Here is a 16,200-nt window from a genome sequence, read left to right as displayed (position 1 = left end):
ATCATTCGCTGTCAGGCAATTGAACATCTGCTACATTTTTACGAAGCATGAGAATGCCGTCCCCCAGAGGGACTAATGTTGCGGTGAGTCCTGGATTGTCTAAGGTTGCGTCAAACAGTCTTTGAAGTCCTCGATAGATAGTTCGCTGACCTCGACGGACTTCCATAATATCCTTGGCAACATCACCACCTTGGAAAATATCATCCAAGACAACCACACCACCAACTTCCAAATGTTTGAGGATTTCTGGCAGAAAGACGATATATTTAGACTTGGCAGAATCCATAAAGACAAAATCATAGGACTCTGTCAGAGTTGATAAGACATCTACCGCATCTCCTTCTAGGAGTGTGATTTGCTTGCGACTGTCAAACTGGGCAAAATTTTCCTTGGCAAAACCAATCATTTCTGGATTGCGGTCAATGGTTGTAATCTTGGCATTTGGCGCATGTTCCGCCATCAAGAGAGCTGAAAAACCGATAGCCGTCCCAATTTCCAGAATATTTTTAGGTTGCATGGTTTCCATGAGAAAACGGAAATAAGCAACCGTTTCATGGGGAATAATGGGAATATTTTCCTTGCGGGCAAAGTCTTCTAATTCTTTCAAAGATCCTGTGACTTGCTTTTGGCGCTGACGCATCAAGTCCACAATTTCTTCCTTGACAACAGGACGACGCATGTTATGGTTGGCATTTTTACTATACGATTCAACCATTTTATGCCAATCCCAATTTTTCAACAAGGGCTTCAAACTCATTTAAACGGCGTTCAAAGACTGCAAAGGCATCGTTGAGGTAGTCTTCCTTCTCCATATCAACACCAGCTTTTCTCATGACATTAAGTGGATAGTCAGACTTACCTGCCTTGAGGTAGTCGATATAGCGGTCACGGTCTTCTTGATTACCATGGACAATCTTTTCAGCCAAGGCTGAGGCTGCTGCAAAACCTGTTGAATATTGATATACATAGTAGTTATAGTAGAAGTGTGGAATGCGGGCCCACTCGTATTGGATTTCAAGATTGTCTTCCTTACTCAAACCATAATATTCTTGGTTCAAGTCTGCGTAGAGTTTATTTAGGAAATCGCTAGTCAAAACTTCTCCATTTTGATCCGCTTGGTGGATAGCGTGTTCAAACTCAGCAAATTGAGTTTGGCGGAAAACTGTTCCACGGAAACCATCTAGGAAGTTATTGAGAATAGCAAAGCGCGTTGCGTCGTCTTCTACTTCTTCCAATAATTTCTCCGTCAAGATATTTTCATTGGTAGTTGAAGCAATCTCAGCCAAGAAGATAGAATAATCTCCGTAAACATAAGGCTGCGTTTCACGAGTATAGCTGGAATGCATACTGTGACCTGTTTCATGAACAAGGGTGAAGAGATTGTCCAGATTGTCCTGCCAGTTAAGGAGCATAAAGGCATTGGTATCGTAAGAACCGCCAGAGTAGGCACCTGAACGCTTGCCTTGATTTTCATAAACATCAATCCAACGCTTGCTGAAGGCACGTTTAACACGGCTCAAGTAATCCTCACCCAAGACTGACAAAGCATCTTCTGCCTTTTTCAAGGCTTCTTTGTAGGTAAAACTGTATTCAACAGATGAAAGCGGTGTGTAGACATCGTACATCTTGAGGTCTGAAATCCCCAAGATTTTTGAACGAAGTTCAAGGTAACGATGCAAGAGTGGCAAATGCTTGCGAACTGCTGCTACCAAATTGTCATAAACACTCTCTGGAACAAAATTTGCCGCTAGGGCTGCATGACGAGCACTCTTGTAGTTACGAACTTTAGCACGGTAGTTTTGCACCTTAACATTGGTTTGCAAGGTTTTGGCATAGGTATGTTGGAATTGTTCATAAGTTGCATAAAGAGCTTGATAAGCACCACGACGCACCTCACGATTTTTAGACTCCATCAAACGTGTGTAAGTCCCATGAGAGAGCTGAACTTCCTTACCATCATCGTCTAGGACATAGGGGAACACAACATCCGCATTGTCCAAGATAGCGAAGGTTTCACTCGCCGAACCAAAGATTTCTCCAGCTCCAGCCAATAATTCTTCTTCACGTTGTGAAAGAACATGGTCTTTCTTTTGCAAGAGCTTGTCAAAATAGTGTTGATAAACCTGCAATTTTGGTTGAGCTTCTAAAAAGTCAGCATACTGCTTTTCGCTAATCTCCATAAATTCAGGTTCATAGAATGAAAAGGCTTGGTCTAGCTGGCTGTAGAGAGTCATTGCCTTGGCGTAATACTCTTGATACTTGGCTTCACGTGTGTCTTGGTCATTTTTCATATGAGCATAAACGTAAAGCTTCTCCATTTGGCGTTCCATCTCAAGAGAAAATTCAGTAATTTCCAGTAGGCTATCCGCACTATCCAAGAGACGACCTTCATACTGGGCTACTTTCTCCAATTGTTCTGTTAAATCTTTTAAGGCTTCTTCCCAAGCCTGGTCAGTTGGGTAAATCGTTGATAGATCCCATGTATCTTTTTCATTTATTTCATGTCTTTGTAATACCATTAGATTCCTCCATCCTTTCTATTCTACCATATTTTTCAAGAAATATTGCTGATAAAAGGCTGGTGGATAAAGCTTTTGCCAATCATTTTGAAGATTTTCTTGATAATAGGTTTGAAAATACTGATAATAGCTGGTCAAATCTTGCTCAATTTGGAAAAATTTGCCTACTATTGGTCGAATTTGTGGATACCATTCTTTGAGCCCATAAGTCAGAAGATTTTCTCCCTTTTGATAGGCTTCTGCTTGTTCTTTCATCCAAAAGGGATTTTGATAATAAAGCTGTTGTCGGATATAGCGACAGATGCCCTTGTCCTGAGAAACTGTAAAATGAGATATTTTTTGTTTCTTATAGGGAAGTCGCAATATTTCCAATAAACTATCTTGACCATAGGGAAATTCCTTGATTTGATAATGGAGTTTGCCTCGAAGATCCTGGTGTATGAGATATTTAAGCCTTAAAAGCTGTTTTTCCTTATCTACTTCCCAAACATAAAAACCCATGTTTTGACTGAAATAGAGAAAACCTTGTTGCAGACGGGTTAAGCGGTCTTTGATCCACAGTTTTTGACCCAGCAACCACAGTACTTGGTAACCCTGACTACGATAGCCATCACTACGCTCCTTAAGAACTTTTTGAGGCAAGGGACTACACTGAACTTCTAGAGCTAGATTGCCATTTACAAACACATCCGCAATCTGTTTAAGCTCCGGAAGCGGGTATTCTAATTGTACCTCTGCCTCTTTTTTCAACCAGTGATAAAGAACTTCCTTATTGGCCAGGTGTTCTGGACTTTCATTTTCAAATGAAAAATCACAGTCTTTTAAAGATTTATGGGCAAAATGGGTTCGGACACTTGGTCCTTGCCGCAAACGGAGCTGACCTCCACAAGCCGGGCAGGTGTATGCTTGCTTCTCAAGCTTATCCTCTAGCACATTTACCAATTGTCCCCTAGCATTTCTCGCAACAAACATGATTTTCCTCCTTTTCTATATTATTCGTAAAAAAGAAAAAAGATCAGGAAATTTCCTAATCTTCATTCATGTTTATACTCAATGAAAATCAAAAAGCAAACTAGGAAGCTAGCCGCAAGCTGTACTTGAGTACGGTAAGGCGACGCTGACGTGGTTTGAATTTGATTTTCGAAGAGTATTATTTGATTTTTTTGGCTAGCATGGTTGCAAAGCGTAGTTGAATACGATTGCCATTTTCGTCACGACGGTGTAAATGGCCTGGATTTTCATTGTACTTAACCAATTCCCAGTCCTTGTAATAGTTCGCTAGTTCGCCTTCCTTAAAGGTAAATGGGAAGTTCACTGAACAAGGATAATCCTCCGTGTCCATGGCACAAACGATAAGGTTGTAGCCACCAATACTAGTTTGCTTCTGCATATTTTGAATAATAGCTGGAATACGGTCCGCTTGTAGAAACATGAGAACAACTGTTGAAACAATAAAATCATACTCTTGCCCAATACTAGCTGAATTGATATCGTAAAGACCAACAGGCATGTCCAGGTCTTCCTGTTCCACAATGCTTTGCAAGATTTCAAGAGCCAGTTCATTTTGATCCACAGCTGTCACATCAAAACCTTGCTGGGCTAGAAAGAGTGCATTACGGCCTTGACCACAGCCCAAATCTAAGGCTTTCTCTGGTTTTACTGTCTGCATAGCCTCTAGGACCTCTGAATGAACAGGATTGGTATTGTATTTCTTAGAGAAATAATCCTCAGGTTTACAATAAAATTCCAAATACCATTCTACATCGTCTGTAGCAGCCTCTACTCGATGCCAAGCTTGCGGTTGCGCCATTGGATTGTCTGCTCCTGCTTCAAAGAGATGTTCAGCTAGAACTTCTCCTTCTTCGGTCAATTCAATAAACTTGAGAGCTCCTTTTACAACTGTGATCTTACCCCAAGTTCCGACCTTGGTATTGTGCTTTTGCTGAACCGCCTCTGGCATGGTCTCTTTCGTCCACAGTGGCATGCGTTTGTAGGCAACTAGTTTTTCCATTTTCATTCCTCTTTTTATCGCTGGTTGACAGCTTTCATCACACGCGCGATGTCACGGTTTTGTTCACGACGTTTGATAGACTCTCTCTTATCATAGTCATGTTTCCCTTTAGCAAGTCCTAAAAGGAGTTTAGCGTAGCCATCTTTGATATAGATCTTAAGGGGAACCAGCGTCATTCCTGTTCCTTTAGTCTCTTGTTCCAATTTTTGGATTTGCTTCTTATGGAGTAGGAGTTTGCGGCGACGTTCTGGTTCCTGGTTCCAGATATTGCCCTCTTCGTAAGGCGCGATATGAACATTACTCAACCAGACTTCCCCATTTTTTACTTGGGCAAAGCCGTCCTTAAGATTGATTCGAGCTGCTCGAACGCTCTTGATTTCAGTTCCAGTCAGGACCATTCCTGCCTCTAGCGTATCTACGATTGTATAGTCGTGGTGCGCCTTTTTATTTTGTGCGACGACCTTTCCCTCGCCCTTTGCCATGTTTGGCTCCTTTCTTAGCTACTTCCTTGTAAAAAGGTTTCTTACCCTTTTTCTTCTTATCTTTCTGTGAATGCTTGCGCTTATCATTTGAGCGTCCTGATTTTCTCTTGTCTTCCTTCTTATCTGAACGACGACTTAAACCACGCCCTCTGTCACTACGACTAGACTGTTTCAAGCCTTTTTCAATCACATCAAACTCACTTGGAATGTAAGAGAAATCAATTTCCCCCGTCATCTTGTAAGCTCTTTCAACTCGGATACGAATCTGCTGTCCTACACGGAAGGTTGTTCCTGATTTCTCCCCACGAAGGGTCAAATCACGTTCATTAAAATGATAAAATTCAGGTAGATTTGTGATGTGAATCAAGCCTTCGACTGTATTTGGTAATTCAACAAAGAGACCAAATTTAACGATGCTGGACACAACCGCATCATACTCTTCACCTACGTATTCTTCCATGTACTCAGCCTTTTTCATGGCTTCGACTTCACGCTCCGCCTCAATGGCACGACGCTCACGATTGGAAGACTGGGTTGCAATCTCTGGAATCACTTGTTCAAAATGCTCGGCTATTTCCTTAGAACGGCCGTAATCCCGAATCATGCGGTGAACAAGGAGGTCTGGATAACGGCGAATCGGGCTGGTAAAGTGAGTGTAATAGTCGGCAGCTAGTCCATAATGACCGTGATTATGCTCAGAATAACGAGCCTGCTGCATAGAGCGAAGAAGCATCATGGACAATACATCCGCATACGGTTCCCCCTCAACTGCTCGCATAATATCTTGAAGTGCCTCTTGACTCATTTCACTAGCAGTCCCATAGATTCGAATACCGAAACTCGAAGCATAATCAATAAACTTCTGAACCTTTTCAGCCTTAGGCTCCTCGTGAATTCGATAGATAAAAGGTAGGTCCAGCTTGCTAAAATGCTCGGCAACTGTTTCATTGGCCATCAACATGAAGGACTCAATCATACGCTCGGCAATGCCACGCTGCCGAAGAACAATATCAACAGGCTTACCTTGTTTATCTACTAAAATTTTGGCTTCATTGGTATCGAAATTGAGGGCACCACGTTTCACACGCATACTTTCTAGTGTTTCATGAAGCTTGGCCATGAGTTCGATACTTGGAACAATTTTCTGATATTCTTGTCTCTTTTCCTCGTCGTCTGCTAGGATATCATTGACATCACTATATGTCATACGGAAGCTTGTCTTGATAACCGTTTGTGTGATAGTGTAGTTGACCACACGACCATGTTTATCAATCTCCATAATGGCAGACTGGGTCAGGCGGTCAACTTGGGGATTGAGGGAGCAGATTCCATTTGACAGTCGTTCTGGAAGCATTGGGACCACTCGGTCTGTTACATAGACTGAAGTCGCGCGGTTAAGGGCTTCCTTGTCCAGGGCAGAACCTTCGGTCACATAATAGGAAACATCTGCGATGTGAACTCCGAGTTCCAGATTGCCATTTTTTAGAGCCTTGATATGCACCGCATCGTCCAAGTCCTTGGCGTCAGCACCATCAATGGTAAAGGTAATCTCATCTCTCAAGTCCAGACGACCTTCCATATCCTTTTGAGACGGAGCATCAGGCACACTTTCTGCTTCCTTAACAACAGCCTCTGGAAATTCTGAGACAATGTCCATAGACTCCAAAACCTCAAGAACATCAATTCCGACATCTGTTGAGTGTCCCACCACATCGAGTACACTCGCGACAAAGAAATCATGTTTCTTACTCGGGTATTTGTCGATAAAGACCTTGAGAACCTCTGTCCCTTCTAGTTTTAGGGCTGGTTTCTTAACATAGACGGGTTGGCTGATTTTCTGGTTTTTCGAACGGATGTAGCCAGCATACTTAGGCTTTTCCTGATCTAGAACGATTTGGCCGACAACTGTTGTCAGGCTGTGTTCTAAGATATCGATAATTTTGGCTTCGGCAGCTGTTCCCTTATTGCGGTCAGCGACTTTCTTAATCACAACCTCAACGGTATCACCATCAATAGCATAGTTGACATCATTTTTCCCTACAAAAAGGTCGTCCTCTTCGCCTTCTAGGCTGACAAAACCAAAGCCATTTTTATGAGCATGAAAAATCCCCTTGAGAGTAATCTCATGTTTTTTCTTGACTTCTAAAGTCAAAGTTCCATCTTCTTCAAAGCGTATCTGGTGCTTTCTTTCCATTAAGGACAAGGTTTTAATCAACTCACGAAAATCCTTGGACCCGGCTTTTCCCAATGCCTGAGCCAAGTCATTGACAGTTACCTTTCCCTTATCTTGTAAATATTCTTTTATTCTATCTTTCATATTTTCTTTCTAGATTTTTTAATTTTCTTTTACTGCAAAACCTTCTAAAATATCTTTTAAAAATAAAAAGAGGCAAAGACCTAGTCCTGCCCATTATTTTCTTATCTACTTGATAATACCGTCAATGCTAAGGCAATGGCTAGCCAGAAAAAGACTAAAATCCCTGTCAAACGCTGCATTACAGCTTCAAAACCGCGTGCTTTACTACGTTCAAACAAATCACCTGAGCTGGCATCAAATACATTGCTGGATTGGTTTTTGGTTGGTTGCATGAAAATCGCAATCACAATCACAACAGATAATACTAATAAAATGGTTAATAATAGGTTATACATATCAAACTCCTTAAAATCCTTATTATTTTACCATAAAATCTACTTAGATTCAAGATGTAGGGTTACTTTTCTTTCCTTGGGACAATACTTTAAAACCTCAATCTTGTCTGGATGGGTTTTTGAATTTTTACTGGTTAGGTAATTGATACTGCCACAAGAGGAGCATTTGAGATTAATTTTTACTCGCACTAGATTTCCTTTACTTTTAATAATGTTCGAAATTGAAGAAGGTTAAAGAGACAACTAAAGGCAACACAAAGGCTTGTCGCATAAAATACTGCATGGTAGCCAAATTGACCTGCTACTGCAGAACCTGCCATAGGCCCAACGACACCTCCCAGATAAAAGAATACCTGATTGAAGGCAAAGACCCTCGAAATACCGGCTTTGGGAGTCATTTTACTGAGAAGAGCATTAACTCCAGGAATCAAGGCACCTGTCCCCAATCCAAAGAAGAATCGATAAAGTCCTAGTTGAAGGGGGCTAGAGGCATTGGCACAGAGAAGATATATGATGACTGAATAAAGCTGGGCTACAACCAAGAGGCGATGATTGCCCACCTTGTCACCTAGCTTGCCCATAACTCCCGCACTCATCATACTGGAAAAGCCCATACTGGATACAATCAAACCAGAGACAAAAAGAAGATTCTCTGTCTGGCCTAAGTCGCGCACATACAGAGCTAAGATAGGGCCGATTGATTGGGCTGAAAATTGGATGACAAAACTGGTCAGAAAGAGGTTGACCAAAAGATAGGGATATTTAACTGATGTAAATAATTCCTTTGTTGGGATGGACTTTTCCTTGGCTACTGGTTGAAAATCTTCCTTGATAAAGAAAATAGTCAAAACAGCAGCTAAAAATAGAAAACAACCAACCAGTAAAAAGACAGTACGAATGCCAAATAATTCTGCGATAAAGCCACCAATAAAGGGACCAGTTAGAGTACCTGCAACTACGCCTGTAGACAAAGTTCCAAGAGCAGAGCCTGATTTCTCCTTGGGAACCTGACTGGCTATCAGGGCTGTTGCATTGGGAACAAAACCCGCAAATACACCATTCAGTAAACGAAGAAAGATTAGCCAATAAATATTTGGCACAAAGGCCAAGCCTCCCATAGTGATAGTCATGGCAAGACCTGCCCGAATCATCATGGGTTTTCGACCGTATTTATCAGCAAGGATACCCCAGATAGGAGAAAAGAGCGCTGCGGAAATAGCAGAGACAGAAATAGCTAAGCCTGCATAAAAAGCGACTTGCTCACTCCCTACACCTAGATTTTCCACAAAGATGGGCATAAAAGGCACAACTAAGGAAATACTGGCTCCTGTCAGAAAATTACCAAACCAGGCAATGCGCAGATTATCCTTCCAGTTAATCTCTGTCATCTTGCTTACCTCCCTCAAGCAGGGAGACCACTTGAGTAAGAAGCTGGTTCTGATTGCCATTGTTGTTTAAAACATGGCTGGCCAAATCTTTCTTTTTCTCTAAAGGCCACTGGGCTGCCAGACGAGACTCAGCTTCATCTTTGGACAAGTGGTCTCTTTTCATTAGACGTTCTACTTGGACATCTCGATCCACATAGACCAGCCACGTCTCATCAAACCAAGCACTGTAGTCCTGCTCAAAAAGTAGGGGAATATCCACGAAGAAAATCTCTTCTGTCTGAGCCAATTGGTCTCTTAATGTAGCTAGTTCCTCACGGATAATCTCTCCTTGGATTTGCTTAGACCATTCTCGTTCTTCAGGATTTGAAAAGATAAGATTAGCTAGGAGAGGGCGATTGAGTTCTCCATTTTCAAGGATGATTTCTTTCCCAAAGTGCTGGACTAGAGCCTCAAACAGACGACCACTAGGCTTCTGTAGTTGGTGGACGACTGCATCGGCATCCACCACTTGAAAGCCTTGCTTTCTTAGAAAATTTGTCACGGTTGACTTACCAGAGGCAATTCCCCCAGTGATTCCGATAATTTTTCCCATCAGCCCCTCCTTTGGCAGTTTGGACAAAAGTGAGTTCCACGTCCGCCTAGTTGGATTTTCTCAATGATGGTACCACAGCGTACACATTCTTGACCAGCCTTGTCATAGACCTGATGAAAATCCTGCATAGTTCCATCTTCCCCAAAGGCATTGGTATAGGTCCGAATGGTGGAACCACCTTTTTCAACAGCCTGTCCCAAAACAGCAATGGTCTGGTCATGAATGGCTGTCGCTTCTTCTGCTGTCAAAGTCTGGGAAGGTCTTGCCGGATGAACCTGAGCTCGCCAGAGAACCTCATCCACATAGATATTGCCAAGTCCAGCTACCAAGGTCTGGTCTAGGAGATGGGATTTGATAGGCTTTTTAGATTTAGTTAGAGCAGATTGAAAGACCTGTAAATCAAAGTCTTGTTCGCTTGGTTCAGGACCTAGTTTTTTAGAAATAAAGTAGGCGTCTAAAAGGTCAGGAACCAAGAGTTCCATAGTACCAAACTTGCGAACATCCTCATAAACGAGCGTGCTACCATCCTCAAACTGGAAGAAAACATGGGCATGCTTACGTTCAGGAACCTGGTCTGGATAGTAAAAATACTTGCCTTCCATGCGCAAATGGGAAATCAAGACCTTGTCTGTCAGGTAGAAAATCAAATATTTACCACGACGTCCCATTGACTCAACAATCTGACTAGGCAGCTCCTTTTGAAACTCATCCAAATTCGTCTTAATCATCTTGGGATAGCGAATTTCTACACTCGAAATCTTCTTACCCAAAATCAATTTTTCCAAGCCACGTCGAACGGTTTCAACCTCAGGTAATTCAGGCATAAGTCCTCCTTCTGTAAAAACAAGAAGCAGGCATGAGCCCACCTCTACTTAGTATTCTTTTTCATTATAGCCAAAGTCAGCCAAATCTAGCTTTTTATCACGCCAGTTTTTCTTAACCTTGACCCATGTTTCTAGGAAGACCTTATCTCCTAGCATAAGTTCGATATCACGACGGGCCATGCTACCAATTTTCTTAAGCATAGCACCACCTTTACCGATGATAATCCCTTTTTGACTATCACGCTCGACCATAATTGTTGCACGGATGTGAACCTTGTCTGTCTCTTCGTCTCGTTTCATAGAATCCACAACTACTGCGACAGAATGCGGAATCTCTTCACGAGTTAGGTGCAAGACTTTCTCGCGAACCATTTCTGAAACTAAGAAACGCTCTGGATGGTCTGTAATTTGATCAGACGGGAAATACTGGAATCCTTCGTCCAGATTTTCACTCAAAATATCCACTAGACGAGAGACGTTATTTCCTTGAAGGGCTGAGATTGGTACAATTTCCTTAAAGTCCATCTGATTACGAAAATCATCAATCTGAGACAAAAGCTGGTCTGGATGAACCTTGTCAATCTTGTTCACCACCAAAATCACAGGAACCTTGGCAGCCTTGAGACGCTCGATAATCATGTCGTCCCCCTTACCACGCGCTTCATCAGCAGGCACCATGAAAAGAACGGTATCCACTTCGCGAAGGGTACTGTAGGCAGACTCAACCATGAAATCTCCAAGGGCCGTTTTAGGCTTATGAATCCCTGGGGTATCGATAAAGACGATTTGTTCCTTATCAGTCGTGTAAATTCCCATGATTTTGTTGCGCGTTGTCTGCGCTTTGTCACTCATGATGGCAATCTTTTGTCCCATAACGTGATTTAAAAAGGTTGACTTCCCAACATTGGGACGTCCTAAAATGGCTACAAAGCCTGATTTAAAAGTCATAATTTCCTCTTACTGCTTAAAATATTAAATCCCAGATTCTTGGGAGAAAAATCAATGCGCCTGTTAAGGCTGCGAAAATAGAGACCACTAATACCGCGCCAGCTGCCATATCCTTGGCATTTTTAGCCAGCATGGAAAAGTGATAGTGACTGGCTAAATCCACCACATTTTCAATAGCAGAGTTGATAATCTCAAACGCTACTACCAAGAAAATGCTCAATAGGAGAAAGAGCCATTCGATTCGTGACACCTGAAAAACAAAACCTGCAAGGATGACTACTAGAGCCGTCACGGCATGTTTTCTCATATTGCGTTCTTCCTTGATGGCAGTAAAAATCCCTGTGATAGCAAATTCTAAACTGGATATCAGGTCACGATTTTTCCATTTTCGTTTATTGTCTTGTGAGTCCATAGGCTGTCAAAATTTCTTCTTGTAAACCGAACATCTCCGCTTCTTCTTCCGGAGTGTAGTGATCATAGCCGTTGATATGTAAAAAGCCGTGTACTGCCAAGAAGCCCATCTCACGCTCAAAGCTGTGACCATATTCCTCAGCCTGCTCATGAGCCTTATCGATAGAGATGAACAGTTCCCCAATATAGGCATCAAACTCAGACATCATCTCTGCCAATTCTGGATTTTCAAGCAAATCCTCTTCGTCAAAGGCAATTTCCAATTCTGGTTTATATTCAAGACTGATGACATCTGTCGGACGGTCTGTGTCACGGTACTCCAGATTGAGTTCATGACTACGCTCGTTGGTCACAAAGGTAACTGCCATTTCCTTGTCTTCTTTGCCTAATTTTTGGGCTGCAAATTCCAAAATTTCTTGGGTTTGTTGCAACATTTCTTTTGAAACTTGACCAGTTTCATCTACCATTTCAATATACATGTGCTTCTCGTTTCTCTTTACTTGGCTTTATTATACCACATTTCCATGATTTTATTCTACCTTTTTGATATAATACTATGGAATACAATCACAAGGAGAGAACGATGTCATTTGACGGATTTTTTTTACACCACATGGTTGAGGAATTGCAAAGAGAGTTAGTGAACGGTCGCATTCAGAAAATCAATCAGCCTTTTGAACAAGAGTTGGTCTTGCAAATCCGCAGCAATCGCCAAAGCCATCGCCTGCTCCTTTCTGCTCACCCAGTTTTTGGACGCATTCAGCTGACCCAAACGACTTTTGAAAATCCAGCTCAACCTTCCACCTTTATCATGGTTTTGAGAAAGTATTTGCAGGGGGCCCTGATTGAGTCGATTGAGCAAGTGGAAAATGACCGTATTGTGGAAATCACGGTTTCCAATAAAAACGAGATTGGAGACCATATTCAGGCTACCTTGATTATCGAGATTATGGGTAAACACAGTAATATTCTACTGGTCGATAAAAGCAGTCATAAAATCCTCGAAGTCATCAAACACGTTGGATTTTCGCAAAATAGCTACCGCACTTTACTTCCTGGATCGACCTATATCGCTCCGCCAAGTACGGAATCTCTCAATCCTTTCACGATCAAGGACGAGAAACTTTTTGAAATCCTGCAAACACAGGAAACGACAGCTAAACAGCTTCAAAGCCTCTTTCAAGGTCTGGGACGCGATACGGCAAATGAATTGGAAAACATTCTGGTTAGTGATAAACTATCTACTTTCCGTAACTTTTTCAGTCAAGAAACCAACCCATGCTTGACAGAGACTTCTTTCAGTCCAATTCCTTTTGCAAATCAAGTAGGAGAGCCTTTTACTAGTCTTTCTGATTTGTTGGACACCTACTATAAGGACAAGGCTGAACGCGACCGCGTCAAACAGCAAGCCAGTGAACTCATTCGCCGTGTTGAAAATGAACTTCAAAAAAATCGCCATAAGCTGAAAAAACAAGAAAAAGAGTTACTAGCGACAGACAATGCTGAGGAATTTCGCCAAAAGGGTGAATTGCTGACAACCTTCCTCCATCAAGTGCCTAACGACCAAGACCAGGTTATCCTAGACAACTACTATACCAACCTACCTATAACGATTGCGCTTGATAAGGCCTTGACTCCCAACCAGAATGCCCAACGCTATTTTAAACGGTATCAGAAACTAAAAGAAGCTGTCAAATACTTGACTGATTTGATCGAAGAAACCAAGGCAACCATTCTCTATCTGGAAAGTGTGGAAACCGTCCTCAACCAAGCTGGACTAGAAGAAATAGCCGAAATCCGTGAAGAATTGATTCAAACCGGCTTTATTCGTAGAAGACAGCGGGAGAAAATCCAGAAACGCAAAAAACCAGAACAGTATCTGGCCAGTGATGGTAAAACTATCATCTATGTCGGACGCAATAACCTGCAAAATGAAGAGCTAACCTTTAAAATGGCCCGCAAGGAGGAACTTTGGTTCCATGCCAAAGACATCCCTGGAAGCCACGTTGTCATCTCAGGCAATCTTGACCCATCTGATGAAGTCAAAACAGACGCAGCAGAACTGGCCGCCTACTTCTCTCAAGGGCGCCTGTCAAATCTGGTTCAGGTGGATATGATTGAAGTCAAGAAACTCAACAAACCAACTGGTGGCAAACCCGGCTTTGTCACTTACACAGGACAAAAGACCCTCCGTGTCACACCAGACCCCGAAAAAATCGCATCTATGAAAAAATCCTGATTTTACTTGAAATCAGGATTTTTAGCTTATACTCTTCGAAAATCTCTTCAAACCACGTCAACGTCGCCTTGCCGTATATATGTGACTGACTTCGTCAGTCTTATCTACAACCTCAAAACACTGTTTTGAGCAACCTGCGGCTAGTTTCCTAGTTTGCTCTTTGATTTTCATTGAGTATTATACTCAAATCATATCCAGTTATAGGACTAATCTTTGCCACCTAGTTTTTCATTGATTTTCATCATCACACTAGCAATTTTTTCGCCCCAATAAGGGTCTGAGGCATATTCCACATTCATACCAGAAGCCTTATTTCCAAGGAAAGTTCTGCCCCTATCGATATAATTTTCCTTAATCCACTTGGTTGCACCTAAAATTCCCTTATCCACATCATCAAATGTCTTGGCAGAAAGGTATGGTGTCGTATCATAGGCTGTAATGCCAAAGAAATTATTCTTATCTTTGGCAATCTTACTACGTCCCCAGTCGCTTTCTAAGGCACTATGGGCAAGGAGATAGAGGGCATTGATATGGTAATGTTCTTCGGCTTCCTTAAAGGTAGCGCCCTTGTTCTCCAAAAGGCTATTGTTAATGTTTAGCAGACTAAATACCTTATCCAAGTCTTCAGCACTATAGTTTGTAGCCTCTGTCAAATCTTTAAAAAGGAAGGGATTTTCAAGCTTAAAACCATCAAAATGCAGGCCATCTGCCGAATAATATTTCTTGCCCACTTCCATATCAGGAAGATGAGAAGCTACTGGGATACTAGCATTCTGAGCCACATAGTGATAAAAACGGTGGCCATCACTCTCATAATAAGGGATAAAATCCTTACTAGCATCTAGTGCTTGTAAATCTTCTGTTTTCATATAGCCTGACAAACCAGAAACAGTAATAGCCAGGCGCTTATCATCACTTTTTCTATCCTTGTCTAGCCAGACGACACTAGCTTGCGATATATAGGACAGCTTTTCACCATCTGCATTATAAACATTGGCTGTGACAGGTACCACTTGATAATAAGCAGCATTTTCATTTGTAGCTTTTTCTCCAAGCCATTTACCATCGCTTCCAAGCTGATAACCATCTACTGTCTCATTTTTCGCCATATAGCCACCGGATTTGAAGTAGTACCAGGCTTGACTTTTAGAATCGTATAACCATTCTTTCTCAGCCATTTTACCATCAGATTTGAGGTAAAACCATGACTCTTTATCCCAAACCCATTCATTGACTGCCATATAGCCACCGGATTTTAGATAATAATAGTGACCATTTTCGAAAATCCATTCTTTCTCAGTCATTTTCCCATCAGACTTGAGGTAAAACCAAGATTCCTTATCCCAAATCCATTCATTTGCTGCCATATAGCCACCGGATTTTAGATAATAATAGTGACCATTTTCGAAAATCCATTCTTTGTCAGCATGATTTCCAGTTTCTTTGATGTAAAACCAAGATTGGTATTGTTTGTCAAAAAGCCAACCTTGCTGTACTTTGGCGCCACTGGCATTCACATAAGCCTGGTCAATCCACTGACTTGTCAGTAAATAACCACCGGATTTAAAATAATAGTCCTTCCCTTTGATTTGGAGCCATTCTTTCTCTGCGTGCTGTCCATCTGATTTTATATAAAACCAAGCGTCGTATTGAGAATCAAATACCCAGTCTTCTATTACCTTGGCACCTGATGCACCAACATAGGAAGTACCTACCCAGGCATTTCTTTTCATTTTCCCATTTTGGTCAAGATAATAGAAAGCCCCCTTGTCTTCTATCCATTCTGACTTGGCCATATAGCCACCAGATTTGAGGTAAAAATAGTCGTCACCTTGTTTCAGCCATTCATTTTCAGCATAGTTGGCATCTTCTTTTATATAAAACCAAGATTGATAATGAGCATCAAAAACCCACTCATTAGCTGCTTGACTGCCGTCTGTTTTCAGGTATTGTTTTCCTTGCCAAGTACCATCACTGGCCATTACACCCTCTGGACTAGCTAAGAAAAATAGCAGAGCTAAAAAAATAAATCTTACTTTCTTCATTAACCTTCTTCCTCTGTTCTTACTCATTTCATTATATCAAAATTCTCTATAATCAACATTACAAACTCATAAAAAATCAAGAACAGATT

At 41.7% G+C, this 16,200-nt stretch carries 16 protein-coding genes; 1 reads left to right on the top strand and 15 read right to left on the bottom strand.

The genetic code is table 11. The features are described 5' to 3' along the window. Position 1 precedes the first annotated feature (1 nt). The 14 genes from WKI23_RS05055 to ybeY all read right to left on the bottom strand — a co-directional run bounded on the left by WKI23_RS05055 (position 2) and on the right by ybeY (position 12,306). Entirely contained in the window at positions 2-715 is a 714-nt protein-coding gene (locus WKI23_RS05055; RefSeq protein WP_004259562.1) for an O-methyltransferase, read from the bottom strand. A gap of 1 nt (position 716) precedes the next feature. Further along, positions 717-2,519: an oligoendopeptidase F gene (pepF, locus tag WKI23_RS05050; RefSeq protein WP_368079162.1), complete on the bottom strand. Its 1,803-nt coding sequence runs from the start codon at positions 2,517-2,519 to the stop codon at positions 717-719. 18 nt (positions 2,520-2,537) lie between these two features. Beyond that, complete coding sequence (locus tag WKI23_RS05045; protein ID WP_368079161.1) at positions 2,538-3,491, bottom strand: competence protein CoiA; 954 nt, start codon at positions 3,489-3,491, stop codon at positions 2,538-2,540. Positions 3,492-3,669: 178 nt separating this feature from the next. Next, positions 3,670-4,530 (bottom strand): SAM-dependent methyltransferase TehB, encoded by an 861-nt coding sequence (gene tehB / locus WKI23_RS05040; protein WP_368079160.1) that lies wholly within the window; start codon positions 4,528-4,530, stop codon positions 3,670-3,672. A 14-nt stretch (positions 4,531-4,544) separates the two neighbouring features. After that, positions 4,545-5,012, bottom strand: a complete 468-nt coding sequence (smpB, locus tag WKI23_RS05035) for an SsrA-binding protein SmpB (RefSeq protein ID WP_368079159.1) — start codon at positions 5,010-5,012, stop codon at positions 4,545-4,547. Next, positions 4,975-7,329, bottom strand: coding sequence for a ribonuclease R (gene rnr, locus WKI23_RS05030; RefSeq protein ID WP_368079158.1), 2,355 nt, complete (start codon positions 7,327-7,329; stop codon positions 4,975-4,977). Before rnr ends, smpB begins: the two co-directional genes overlap by 38 nt. A 101-nt stretch (positions 7,330-7,430) precedes the next feature. Next, positions 7,431-7,664: a preprotein translocase subunit SecG gene (gene secG, locus WKI23_RS05025; RefSeq protein ID WP_000282517.1), complete on the bottom strand. Its 234-nt coding sequence runs from the start codon at positions 7,662-7,664 to the stop codon at positions 7,431-7,433. A gap of 39 nt (positions 7,665-7,703) precedes the next feature. After that, positions 7,704-7,853, bottom strand: a complete 150-nt coding sequence (gene rpmG, locus WKI23_RS05020; protein WP_001809104.1) for a 50S ribosomal protein L33 — start codon at positions 7,851-7,853, stop codon at positions 7,704-7,706. Further along, positions 7,853-9,052, bottom strand: a complete 1,200-nt coding sequence (locus WKI23_RS05015; RefSeq protein WP_368079157.1) for a multidrug efflux MFS transporter — start codon at positions 9,050-9,052, stop codon at positions 7,853-7,855. The genes rpmG and WKI23_RS05015 overlap by 1 nt, the downstream gene beginning before the upstream one ends. Then, the gene (coaE, locus tag WKI23_RS05010) at positions 9,039-9,644 is read right to left on the bottom strand and encodes a dephospho-CoA kinase (RefSeq protein WP_368079156.1); all 606 of its coding nucleotides are present in this window, start codon (positions 9,642-9,644) and stop codon (positions 9,039-9,041) included. Before coaE ends, WKI23_RS05015 begins: the two co-directional genes overlap by 14 nt. After that, positions 9,644-10,468 (bottom strand): DNA-formamidopyrimidine glycosylase, encoded by an 825-nt coding sequence (mutM, locus tag WKI23_RS05005; protein WP_368079155.1) that lies wholly within the window; start codon positions 10,466-10,468, stop codon positions 9,644-9,646. Before mutM ends, coaE begins: the two co-directional genes overlap by 1 nt. A 48-nt stretch (positions 10,469-10,516) precedes the next feature. Beyond that, on the bottom strand, positions 10,517-11,416 hold the full coding sequence (gene era / locus WKI23_RS05000; protein WP_000143264.1) for a GTPase Era: 900 nt from the start codon (positions 11,414-11,416) through the stop codon (positions 10,517-10,519). Positions 11,417-11,432: 16 nt separating this feature from the next. Beyond that, positions 11,433-11,828 carry a diacylglycerol kinase gene (locus WKI23_RS04995; protein ID WP_368079154.1) on the bottom strand — a complete coding sequence of 132 codons (396 nt, stop codon included), beginning with the start codon at positions 11,826-11,828 and terminating at the stop codon, positions 11,433-11,435. Next, complete coding sequence (gene ybeY / locus WKI23_RS04990; protein WP_000275156.1) at positions 11,809-12,306, bottom strand: rRNA maturation RNase YbeY; 498 nt, start codon at positions 12,304-12,306, stop codon at positions 11,809-11,811. The genes WKI23_RS04995 and ybeY overlap by 20 nt, the downstream gene beginning before the upstream one ends. 104 nt (positions 12,307-12,410) lie before the next feature. Between ybeY and pavA the strand changes: the two genes are divergently transcribed. Beyond that, a complete protein-coding gene (gene pavA / locus WKI23_RS04985) occupies positions 12,411-14,066 on the top strand; it encodes an Rqc2 family fibronectin-binding protein PavA (RefSeq protein ID WP_368079153.1) in 1,656 nt (551 codons plus the stop codon). Positions 14,067-14,272: 206 nt separating this feature from the next. Here the strand turns inward: pavA and WKI23_RS04980 are convergent, their stop codons facing one another. Further along, complete coding sequence (locus WKI23_RS04980) at positions 14,273-16,111, bottom strand: glucosaminidase domain-containing protein (RefSeq protein WP_440215316.1); 1,839 nt, start codon at positions 16,109-16,111, stop codon at positions 14,273-14,275. Between the last annotated feature and the right edge of the window lie 89 nt (positions 16,112-16,200).

The organism is Streptococcus pseudopneumoniae (assembly GCF_038148955.1).
GTDB classification, from domain to species: domain Bacteria; phylum Bacillota; class Bacilli; order Lactobacillales; family Streptococcaceae; genus Streptococcus; species Streptococcus pseudopneumoniae_T.
Note: the sequence above shows the minus strand (reverse complement) of the source record. Positions and strands in the feature narration are given on the sequence as shown.

Coding starts and splice junctions, on each gene's coding strand:
- WKI23_RS05055 (WP_004259562.1), bottom strand. CDS start 715: ATGGTTGAATCGTATAGTAAAAATGCCAACCATAACATGCGTCGTCCT.
- pepF (WP_368079162.1), bottom strand. CDS start 2,519: ATGGTATTACAAAGACATGAAATAAATGAAAAAGATACATGGGATCTA.
- WKI23_RS05045 (WP_368079161.1), bottom strand. CDS start 3,491: ATGTTTGTTGCGAGAAATGCTAGGGGACAATTGGTAAATGTGCTAGAG.
- tehB (WP_368079160.1), bottom strand. CDS start 4,530: ATGGAAAAACTAGTTGCCTACAAACGCATGCCACTGTGGACGAAAGAG.
- smpB (WP_368079159.1), bottom strand. CDS start 5,012: ATGGCAAAGGGCGAGGGAAAGGTCGTCGCACAAAATAAAAAGGCGCAC.
- rnr (WP_368079158.1), bottom strand. CDS start 7,329: ATGAAAGATAGAATAAAAGAATATTTACAAGATAAGGGAAAGGTAACT.
- secG (WP_000282517.1), bottom strand. CDS start 7,664: ATGTATAACCTATTATTAACCATTTTATTAGTATTATCTGTTGTGATT.
- WKI23_RS05015 (WP_368079157.1), bottom strand. CDS start 9,052: ATGACAGAGATTAACTGGAAGGATAATCTGCGCATTGCCTGGTTTGGT.
- coaE (WP_368079156.1), bottom strand. CDS start 9,644: ATGGGAAAAATTATCGGAATCACTGGGGGAATTGCCTCTGGTAAGTCA.
- mutM (WP_368079155.1), bottom strand. CDS start 10,468: ATGCCTGAATTACCTGAGGTTGAAACCGTTCGACGTGGCTTGGAAAAA.
- era (WP_000143264.1), bottom strand. CDS start 11,416: ATGACTTTTAAATCAGGCTTTGTAGCCATTTTAGGACGTCCCAATGTT.
- WKI23_RS04995 (WP_368079154.1), bottom strand. CDS start 11,828: ATGGACTCACAAGACAATAAACGAAAATGGAAAAATCGTGACCTGATA.
- ybeY (WP_000275156.1), bottom strand. CDS start 12,306: ATGTATATTGAAATGGTAGATGAAACTGGTCAAGTTTCAAAAGAAATG.
- pavA (WP_368079153.1), top strand. CDS start 12,411: ATGTCATTTGACGGATTTTTTTTACACCACATGGTTGAGGAATTGCAA.
- WKI23_RS04980 (WP_440215316.1), bottom strand. CDS start 16,111: ATGAAGAAAGTAAGATTTATTTTTTTAGCTCTGCTATTTTTCTTAGCT.